The 8,246-nt window shown below is 69.6% G+C and carries 8 protein-coding genes; 2 read left to right on the forward strand and 6 right to left on the reverse strand.

The features are described from left to right. On the forward strand, positions 1-348 hold a 348-nt coding region (locus AB1609_10660), incomplete at its 5' end, for a hypothetical protein (GenBank protein ID MEW6046928.1). Further along, on the forward strand, positions 345-920 hold the full coding sequence (gene cobU / locus AB1609_10665) for a bifunctional adenosylcobinamide kinase/adenosylcobinamide-phosphate guanylyltransferase (GenBank protein ID MEW6046929.1): 576 nt from the start codon (positions 345-347) through the stop codon (positions 918-920). The genes AB1609_10660 and cobU, both read left to right, overlap by 4 nt. 81 nt (positions 921-1,001) lie before the next feature. On the opposite strand, the gene menE is transcribed toward cobU, so the two are convergent. The 6 genes from menE to AB1609_10695 all read right to left on the reverse strand — a co-directional run. Beyond that, the gene (gene menE / locus AB1609_10670) at positions 1,002-2,612 is read right to left on the reverse strand and encodes an o-succinylbenzoate--CoA ligase (GenBank protein ID MEW6046930.1); all 1,611 of its coding nucleotides are present in this window, start codon (positions 2,610-2,612) and stop codon (positions 1,002-1,004) included. An 8-nt stretch (positions 2,613-2,620) separates the two neighbouring features. Next, entirely contained in the window at positions 2,621-3,553 is a 933-nt protein-coding gene (locus tag AB1609_10675) for a 1,4-dihydroxy-2-naphthoate polyprenyltransferase (protein MEW6046931.1), read from the reverse strand. A gap of 4 nt (positions 3,554-3,557) precedes the next feature. Further along, positions 3,558-4,376, reverse strand: coding sequence for a 1,4-dihydroxy-2-naphthoyl-CoA synthase (menB, locus tag AB1609_10680; protein ID MEW6046932.1), 819 nt, complete (start codon positions 4,374-4,376; stop codon positions 3,558-3,560). A 16-nt stretch (positions 4,377-4,392) separates the two neighbouring features. Then, positions 4,393-5,265: a 2-succinyl-6-hydroxy-2,4-cyclohexadiene-1-carboxylate synthase gene (menH, locus tag AB1609_10685; GenBank protein MEW6046933.1), complete on the reverse strand. Its 873-nt coding sequence runs from the start codon at positions 5,263-5,265 to the stop codon at positions 4,393-4,395. Between the two features lie 26 nt (positions 5,266-5,291). Next, complete coding sequence (gene menD, locus AB1609_10690) at positions 5,292-7,091, reverse strand: 2-succinyl-5-enolpyruvyl-6-hydroxy-3-cyclohexene-1-carboxylic-acid synthase (protein ID MEW6046934.1); 1,800 nt, start codon at positions 7,089-7,091, stop codon at positions 5,292-5,294. Next, positions 7,088-8,246, reverse strand: a 1,159-nt coding sequence (locus tag AB1609_10695) for an isochorismate synthase (GenBank protein MEW6046935.1), incomplete at its 5' end; no start/stop codon positions are given. The genes menD and AB1609_10695, both read right to left, overlap by 4 nt.

Below are 8,246 nucleotides of genomic sequence, written 5' to 3' on the forward strand. Positions count from 1 at the left end.
TACGAGAGCCACATGGGCCAAAGCGACCGGCTGGGTACAGAGGGCCAGGCGTGGCTTGAACTGACGCGCCTGCCGGAAGGGGATCGGAGGATCGACGGCTGCCTGAAGGACAGCGTGGCCGGCACCTACTGCCACGGCCTTCTGGCCAATGACGCGCTCAGGCAGGCGCTGCTGGAAGCCCTGTGGCGCCGGCGGGGGCTTGCGGGCCGCCCTGCCAGGCCGGCAGGTGAGCCGGCCGCTCGCGCAGGGTTGCCCGCTTCAGAGACCCCCTACGGGCAGCTTGCGGGGTGGCTGCGGCGTCACCTCGACCTGCCGCTTCTGTACGCCTGCGTGGGGGTCAAGCCGTGAAGGCAGGCCGGGTGGTGCTGGTTTTGGGCGGCGCCCGCAGCGGCAAGAGCGCCTTTGCCCAGCGCCTGGCCGGTGAGCTGGGAGACGGCCGCGCCATCTTCGTGGCCACGGCGCAGGCCCTGGACGAGGAGATGGCCGAACGTATCCGGCGGCACCGGCGCGACCGGCCGGCTGACTGGCCCACCGTAGAGGCGCCCCGCCAGGTGGCTGAGCGGCTGGCGGCGGTCTGGCGGGACGAGCGGGCGGTTCTCATCGACTGCTTGAGCCTTCTGGTCAGCAACGTCATCCTGTCGCTGGGAGAGGGTGCCGGGCTTCAGGGCGCCGAAGAGGCGGTGGAGCGGGAACTCGACGGTCTGGAGACGCTCTTTCGGTCTCGCCCCGCGAGCTGGGTCATCGTGAGCAACGAGGTGGGTCTGGGTGTGGTGCCCCCCTACCCGGCGGGGCGGCTGTTTCGGGACGTGCTCGGCCGGGCCAACCAGCGGATGGCCGCCCGGGCTGACGAGGTGTGGCTTTTGGTGGCGGGGTTACCCCTTCGCCTCAAGCCTGGCGCCACCGGACCATCCGCAGGGTGAACGCCGGGAGCCCGAGGTGCGACCTCGTGAGCTGGCCGCCGGCGGTTTACCATCCGGCTTTGTTTTGAATGCCGGCATGGCTCAAGGCTTTTCCAGCAGGCTTGCCTGCAGCGCCCGGCGCGCCAGTTTGCCGGCCGCATTCCGGGGCAGCGCGTCGACCGCGAAGACCCGTTTGGGAACCTTGAAGCGAGCCAGGCGCGCCAGACAGAAGCGGATCAGTTCGGCCTCCGTGACGTGGCAGCCGTCTTTCGGCTTCACCGCGGCCACGGGGATCTGGCCCCAAACGGGATCGGGTTGGCCCACCACCCCCGCCTCCTCCACCGCGGGGTGCGCCAAGAGCACCGCCTCCACCTCGGCCGGGTAGATGTTTTCGCCGCCGGAGACGATCAGGTCGTCCCGCCGGTCGAGCACGTAGAGGTAGCCTTCCTCATCGAAGTAGCCCAGGTCTCCCGTGTGCAACCAGCCGCCCCTCATTGCCTGCGCGGTCGCGCCGGGCTTGCCGAAGTAGCCCGGGCTCACCGTGGGTCCCCGCACCAGGATCTCCCCCGGCTGCCCGGGAGCGGCAGGCTGCCCGTTCGCTTCGATTTGCACCTCGACGGGCAAAAGGGGCCTGCCCGCCGACCCCAGCTTACGCCGAGCGTGCTCGGGAGCCAGGGTGGTCACCTGGGAGGCTGCCTCGGTCAACCCGTAGGTCTGCACGACCGGCACGCCCAGCTCCACGCAACGTTCGAGAAGAGGCTTCGGCACGGGCCCGCCCCCCACCAGCACGCAGCGCAGGCTGCGGGGATACGGGCGAGGGCCCCGGGCCTCCAGCATGCGGGCCAGCATGGTGCTCACCACGGAGACGAGAGTGATGCCCTCCTCGTCAATGGCTCGGTTGACCGCCTCCGGGTCGAAGCGGGGGTGCACCACCACCGGGATGCCGTAGATGACGCCCCGCAGGAGGATGGACAGCCCCCCCACGTGGAAGAGCGGCAGGCAGGCCAGCCAGCGGTCCTCCGGATGGAGCCCCAGGTTGAGAGCGGAACCCACGGCGTTCCACCAGTGGTTACCGTAGGTCAGCATGGCGCCCTTGGGCCGGCCGGTGGTGCCGGACGTGTAGAGGATGGAGTGCACGCTGTCGAGGTGGATGCGCTGCCGCAGCCGGACGTCCTCTGCTTCTCTCAGCGCGGACAATTCCATTACATGGACGGGGATCAACTCGGGCCGCGCAAAAACGGCTCCTGCCTGCCCGGTACCGGGCTGGTTCCGTGCGCCCGAGACGCCCCCAGGCCTTGCGGAGACACTGTCCAGGGCGGCTTCGGCGCTGTCCGCGGTCAGGCCGTCAAAGACCAGGACCCGGGCCCCCACGTCGGCCAGGTGCCAGGCCACCTCGGCGGCCGCCAGGCGCACGTTGACGGGCACCACGACCGCCCCCAGGCGGCTGGCGGCATGCACCAGTTCCACGAAGTCAGGGCCGTTGGTCAAAAGCAGGGCCACCCTGTCTCCCGGCCTCACGCCGAGCGTGGCCAGCCGCCTGGCCGCGCGGGTCACCCGGCGGTCAAGGTCGGCGAAGCTCCACCGCTCGGTGCCGACCACCGCCGCGAGCCGGCTGCCCACCGAGGCAGCCCGGTGTGAAAGCCAGTCAGGCATCACGCCGTCAGAGGCCGAGAGGGCGGGGCCGCCCGCCACGGGTGAGTTCACGTCGGGCATGGTCCCGGTCACCCGCGTGGCCCGAGCAGGGCCAGGCTCAACAGCGCTGCCAACAACAGGTGCAACCGGCTGGTTGCCTTGAGCGCGGCGTTCAAGGAGGGGCCTCGCTCGCTCATGACCCGGCGCGCGAGCCTCCACGCGACGGGAAGCGTCAGGTACGGTAACCAGAAAAGCGGCCCGGTCTCGCCCGCCATCCACATCACCAGCGGCATAGCGTAGGCGACGGCGGCAAAGAACGCGTACTGGAGCCGTGTCGCCCGCTCGCCGATGCGCACGGCCAACGTGCGCTTGCCAGACGCCCGGTCGGTCTCGATGTCTCGCAAGTTGTTGACCACCAGAATGTTGGTCACGGTGAGACCCACCGGCACCGAGGCCAAAACGGCAAGCCTCGTCAGGGTGCCCGCCTGCAGGTAGTAGGTGCCGCATACGGCTACCAGGCCGAAAAAGACGAAGACGAACAGGTCCCCGAGCCCGTGGTAGCCCAGCGGCCATGGCCCGGCGGTGTACAGCACCCCGGACGCGACGGAGGCCAGCCCTATGACCACAACCGGCCAGCCCCCTACGCTGGCGAGGTAGGCGCCGAGGAGGACCGCGAGGCCGAAGACGGCCAGCGTGCCCCTTGCCACCTCCGCCTCCGAGAGCAGCCCCGTCTGGGTCACCCGGACGGGCCCGAGGCGCTGTTGGGTGTCGGCTCCCTTGCGGAAGTCGTACAGGTCGTTGGCGAAGTTGGTTCCAATCTGGATCAGCAAAGAAGCCGCCAGAGTCGCTGCAAACACCAGCCCGTCCAGCGTGCCCGATTCGGAGGCCGCGGCGGCCGTGCCCACCAGGACCGGAGCCACCGCCGCCGACAGGGTAGGCACCCGCGCCGCCAGAAGCCAGGCGCGCCACGACCCGGGCCGCAGCGGCGTGAAAGCAGCCTTAGCCGGCGCGGTGGCCGGCATCGACTCACGGGAAACGGGGGAACCTGGAGAAGTCAGGCTTTCGCTTTTCAAGGAACGCATTGCGGCCCTCCTTTGACTCCTCGGTCAGGTAGTAGAGAAGCGTGGCATTGCCGGCCAGCTCCTGCAGCCCCGCAAGGCCGTCGGTGTCGGCGTTGAAGGCCGCCTTCAGCACCCGGATGGCCGTGGGGCTTTTTGCCAGGATCTCCCTGGCCCACCGGACGGTCTCCTCTTCCAACCGGTCCAGCGGCACCACGGCGTTGACGAGCCCCATCTCCAGGGCCTCCTGGGCCGTGTACTGCCGGCACAAATACCAGATCTCCCGAGCCTTTTTCTGGCCCACGACCCGGGCCAGCAAAGCGGCCCCGTACCCGGCGTCAAAGCTGCCCACCTTAGGGCCGGTCTGCCCGAAGATCGCGTTGTCGGCCGCGATGGTCAGGTCGCAGACCAGCTGCAGCACGTTGCCGCCGCCGATGGAGTACCCGGCCACCATGGCGATGACGGGCTTCGGTAAGGTGCGGATCTGCCGCTGCAGGTCAAGGACGTTGAGCCGGGGGATGTGATCGTCACCCACGTAGCCGCCCTCGCCCCGGTAGCGCTGGTCGCCGCCCGAGCAGAACGCCTCCTTGCCGGCCCCGGTCAAAATCACGACCCCGATGGAGCGGTCGTCTCGGGCCGCCGCAAAGGCGTCCATGAGCTCCATGACCGTCTGGGGCCGGAAGGCGTTGCGCACCTCCGGCCGGTTGATGGTGATCTTGGCCATCCCCTCGGCCGTTTCGTAGAGGATGTCGGTGTACGTCCTCGTGGGCTTCCAGTTTACCGGCATGGCCCATCATCACCCCTCATGCACGCCGTCTTCGATCCAATTCCTCGAGGAACGCCAGTACCAGCCGTTCAAACACATGCGGCTGCTCCAGGTGAACCGCGTGCCCGGCGCCCGGTACGATCGCCACCCGCGCCTGCGGCATCCTTGAACCCATGGCCTTGGCGATCCGGCAGTACTTCGGGTCCAGCTCCCCTGCCACCAGCAGCGTCGGAGCCTTTAGCTGCGGGAGGCGATCCCACAAGGGTTCCTGTGCTCCGGCCCCCATGCCCCGAAGGCTGTTGGCGAGGCCGTGGGGCCGGTTGCGCAGGCGTTGTGCGCGCAGCCCGGCCCGCACCTGCTCGGGAAGCCTCAGCTGGCTTTCAAACAGGGGCTGGGCTTCCCACCGGGTTACGAAGGCTTCGACGCCCTCTCGCTCGATGACGGTGGCCAGGTGGTCGTCGCTGGCCCGGCGTGCCGCACGCTCGGCCGGATCGGCGACGCCAGGCGAGGCGCTTTCCAGAATCAAGGCCCGGATCCGCCGCGGCGCGCTCAGGGCCAGGTGCAGCGCAAGCCGGCCACCCATGGAGTAGCCCAGAAGGTCCACCGACTCGAAGCCTTCCCTGTCCAGCAGAAAGACGAGGTCATTGACCGCCCACGTCATGGAATAACGGGCCGCGTCAGCCGGCGCGTCGGACTGCCCGTGGCCCAACAGGTCCACGGCCATCACCCGGCCCCGCCGGGCAAAGGCCTTCAAGTGAGGCCGCCACGTCTTTGCGCTGCCGGTGAAGCCGTGCAGCAGGACCAGCGGGTGTACGGAGGTGCCAGCGGCCGGCCGTTCGGCGGCAGCGATCGGAAGGCCCTCGGCCACCTCCACGTTGAGGAAGATCCCGTTGACTCCCACGCGCGTCATGCCCCACCCCCCTCCAGCGGCGCGCTTCAGCTGCAGCCGCACCGGGTCATCGCCCGAACGGCCTCTGCCACGGCCGACCAGGCTTGCCGGTGCTGCGTCACGTTGCGACGCCGGTCGGTGCGCACCTCCACCACCACCAGCCCGCCTCCCGCCATGGCCTGCCTGACGGCCACCTGGAACTGCTGCCAGCTTCCGGCCCTGACGAGCCGGCCTCCGTACATCTCGACCGCCGGCGCAAAGTCGATGCCCAGCGGGGTACCGAACAGCTCTTCGAAATGCTCCGGATGGTCGGCCTGGGGCAGGAAAGAGAAAATCCCGCCCCCGTCGTTGTTCAACAGGATGACCGTCACGTCAAGCCCGAAGCGCCGTGCCGCCAGAAGCCCGTTCAAGTCGTGGTAAAAGGAGAGGTCACCGATCACCAGGGCCAGCGGGCCCGGCGTCACCGCGGCCGCTCCCAGGGCACTGGAGACCACGCCGTCGATGCCGCTGGCGCCCCGGTTGGCCAGGAAACGGATATCACGCCGGCAGGCGGGGAAAAAGCCGTCCAGGTCCCGCACCGGCATGCTGTTGCCCACGAACAGCGTGGCGCCATCCGGCAGGAGGCTGGCCAGCTCGGCAAAGACGCGGCCCTCGAACAGCCCCTCCATCGCCTGGAGCTGCCGCTGAAGCGCCTCCCGGGCTGTGGTGTTGAGCTCGACCCACAGCCGGCGCCACTTTGCGTCAGCCACCGGGCCGCGGACCCTCGCGGCCAGCTCCTCAAACAGCGGCACGGGGTCGGCGTGCACGACCTCGGCGGCCCGCAGGGTCGGATCCCGCCAGCCATCTCCCCCATCCACCACCACCTGGAAGGCTGTCGGGTGGCGATCGAGGTAAAGCATCAGCGGCTTGGATACGGGCATGGCCCCCACGCGCAGCACCAGGTCGGGCCTGAGGCTATCGGCCAACCCCGCATCCCGCAAAAACGCATCGTACCCGTCGATGACCAGGGTGCCGTCGTGATGGCCGCACCGCACCCCCGACAGGGGATCGGCCAGCACCGGGAATGCCAGGGCGGCCGCCAGGCGCGTGACGGCTCGAGGCAGCTGCGGGTCATCCTGGGGCCCGCACACGATGAGGCCCCGCTTTGCGGAGGCGACCTGCTCCGCTAAAGCCGCGGCGGCCGAAGGGGCCACCATCCGGGCCCCCTGCGTGGCGATCACGTAGGGACGCCTGTCGGCGTCGGGGTCGAGCCCGTGGGGCCGCCACAGGCCGGCCGTCCGGGGGGCAAGAGGCGCCTCGACCGGCTGCGGCACCAGGGGCTCGCGAAAGGGGAAGTTGAGGTGAACCGGGCCCGCCGGACAGGCCCGGGCCGTCGCCACGGCCCGGCACGCCACCGTACGGGCGTAGCGAATCATGTCCGGCGTGGCCTCGGGCACGGCCATCTCCGCAAACCACTTCACGTGCGGCCCGTACAGCCGCAGCTGGTCGATGGCCTGGGACGAGCCCACGTCCCGCAGCTCGTGGGGCCGGTCAGCGGTCAACACCACAAGGGGCACCCGGCCGTAGCGGGCTTCAATGACCGCCGGATAGAAATTGGCAGCCGCCGTGCCTGACGTGCTCAGAAGGGCCACCGGTTCTCGCAGCGCCATGGCCATGCCCAGGGCAAAGAAGGCGGCCGACCGCTCGTCGATGTGGGTCCACACCCGAATCTGGCCGTTGCGGGCCAACATCAGGGCCAGCGGCGTAGAGCGCGAACCCGGCGACAGGCAGGCGTGGCGAACCCCGGATCGGGCGAGTTCGTCCACAAAGGCCTCAACATAGAGGTACGTGGCCTGTTGGGCGTTCATGGCCCGGACCCCTCGGGAGCGGGTAGCCCCTGGCGCAAGGCCCGCAGCATGGGCTGCAGCTTTAGCCACGACTCCTCGTACTCGCGGGCCGGGTCCGACTCCGCCATGATGCCGCACCCTGCGAACAACCATGCCTTCCGGCCTTGCACCAGGGCCGACCGGATGGCCACGGCAAACTCACCTCCGCCCTGAGGGTCGATCCATCCCACCGGGCCGGCGTACCAGCCGCGGTCCAGTTGCTCATGACCGGCCAGCCACTGCAGAGCTGCCTCCCGGGGATAGCCGCCCACGGCCGGCGTCGGGTGCAGCCGTTCAACGACGTCCAGGACCGTGTAACCTGCTCGTATCCTTCCGGTCACGGGCGTGTAGAGGTGCTGAAGTGTGGGTAAGTGCAGCAATCCCGGCTCCGAGGGCAGTTCGAGCGTCTCGCACAGATCCCGGAGCGCCTCCTGGATGGCGGCCAGGACAAGGGCGTGCTCGGTCCGTTCCTTCTGGCTTTGCAGCAGAGCCTGCGCCAGGTGCCGGTCATCCTCCTCCGTGAGGCCGCGCGCCGCCGAGCCGGCCAGGGCCATGGAGTAGAGCTGGCGCTCCCTGAGCCTCACCAGCCACTCGGGGGTTGCGCCCACAAAGCAGCTCGAACCCCGGCAGAAGGCGAAGACCGAGCAGTTCGGGTAGCTTTCCAGCAGGGCCTGCAGCACCCGGGACAGCGTGAAGGGCCGATGGGCCTGGAGCCTGACCTGGCGTGCCAGCACCGCCTTGACCGGCTTCCCACGCCGGATGTCGCGGGCCAGGGCCTGCACCCGCGCGCTCCACCGGTCGGGCTCGACTTCCTCGATGAGGAGCCCGGGGGTGGGGTCCGGCGCCTCACCGGCGCGTTCAAAAGGGTCCAAGAGGCCAGGCGGGGCCAGCCAGTCGGCCAGGTCAAGTTCGATAGCGCCAATCTCTTCTGCGGGGTCGGATCCGGGGGTCAGCCGAACGTTGACCGTCAGCCAGGTCTCGTCGCGGGCCTGGGTCAACAGGAAGCGGGGAACCGCGAGCCACGCATCGGGGAAATCCGACCAGATGCCTGTTGCGCCGCCGGGCCGGCCCGGGCCGCTTCTCCGAGCCGAACCCATCGGGTCAAAGGCAAACCCGCCCAGGGCCACCGGGCCGGTG

The organism is Bacillota bacterium (assembly GCA_040754675.1).
Taxonomy (GTDB): domain Bacteria; phylum Bacillota; class Limnochordia; order Limnochordales; family Geochordaceae; genus Geochorda.

Bases quoted from the DNA above. Each gene is read 5' to 3' on its own strand.
- menE (MEW6046930.1), bottom strand. From the start codon at position 2,612: ATGCCCGACGTGAACTCACCCGTGGCGGGCGGCCCCGCCCTCTCGGCC.
- AB1609_10675 (MEW6046931.1), bottom strand. From the start codon at position 3,553: ATGCCGGCCACCGCGCCGGCTAAGGCTGCTTTCACGCCGCTGCGGCCC.
- menB (MEW6046932.1), bottom strand. From the start codon at position 4,376: ATGCCGGTAAACTGGAAGCCCACGAGGACGTACACCGACATCCTCTAC.
- menH (MEW6046933.1), bottom strand. From the start codon at position 5,265: ATGACGCGCGTGGGAGTCAACGGGATCTTCCTCAACGTGGAGGTGGCC.
- menD (MEW6046934.1), bottom strand. From the start codon at position 7,091: ATGAACGCCCAACAGGCCACGTACCTCTATGTTGAGGCCTTTGTGGAC.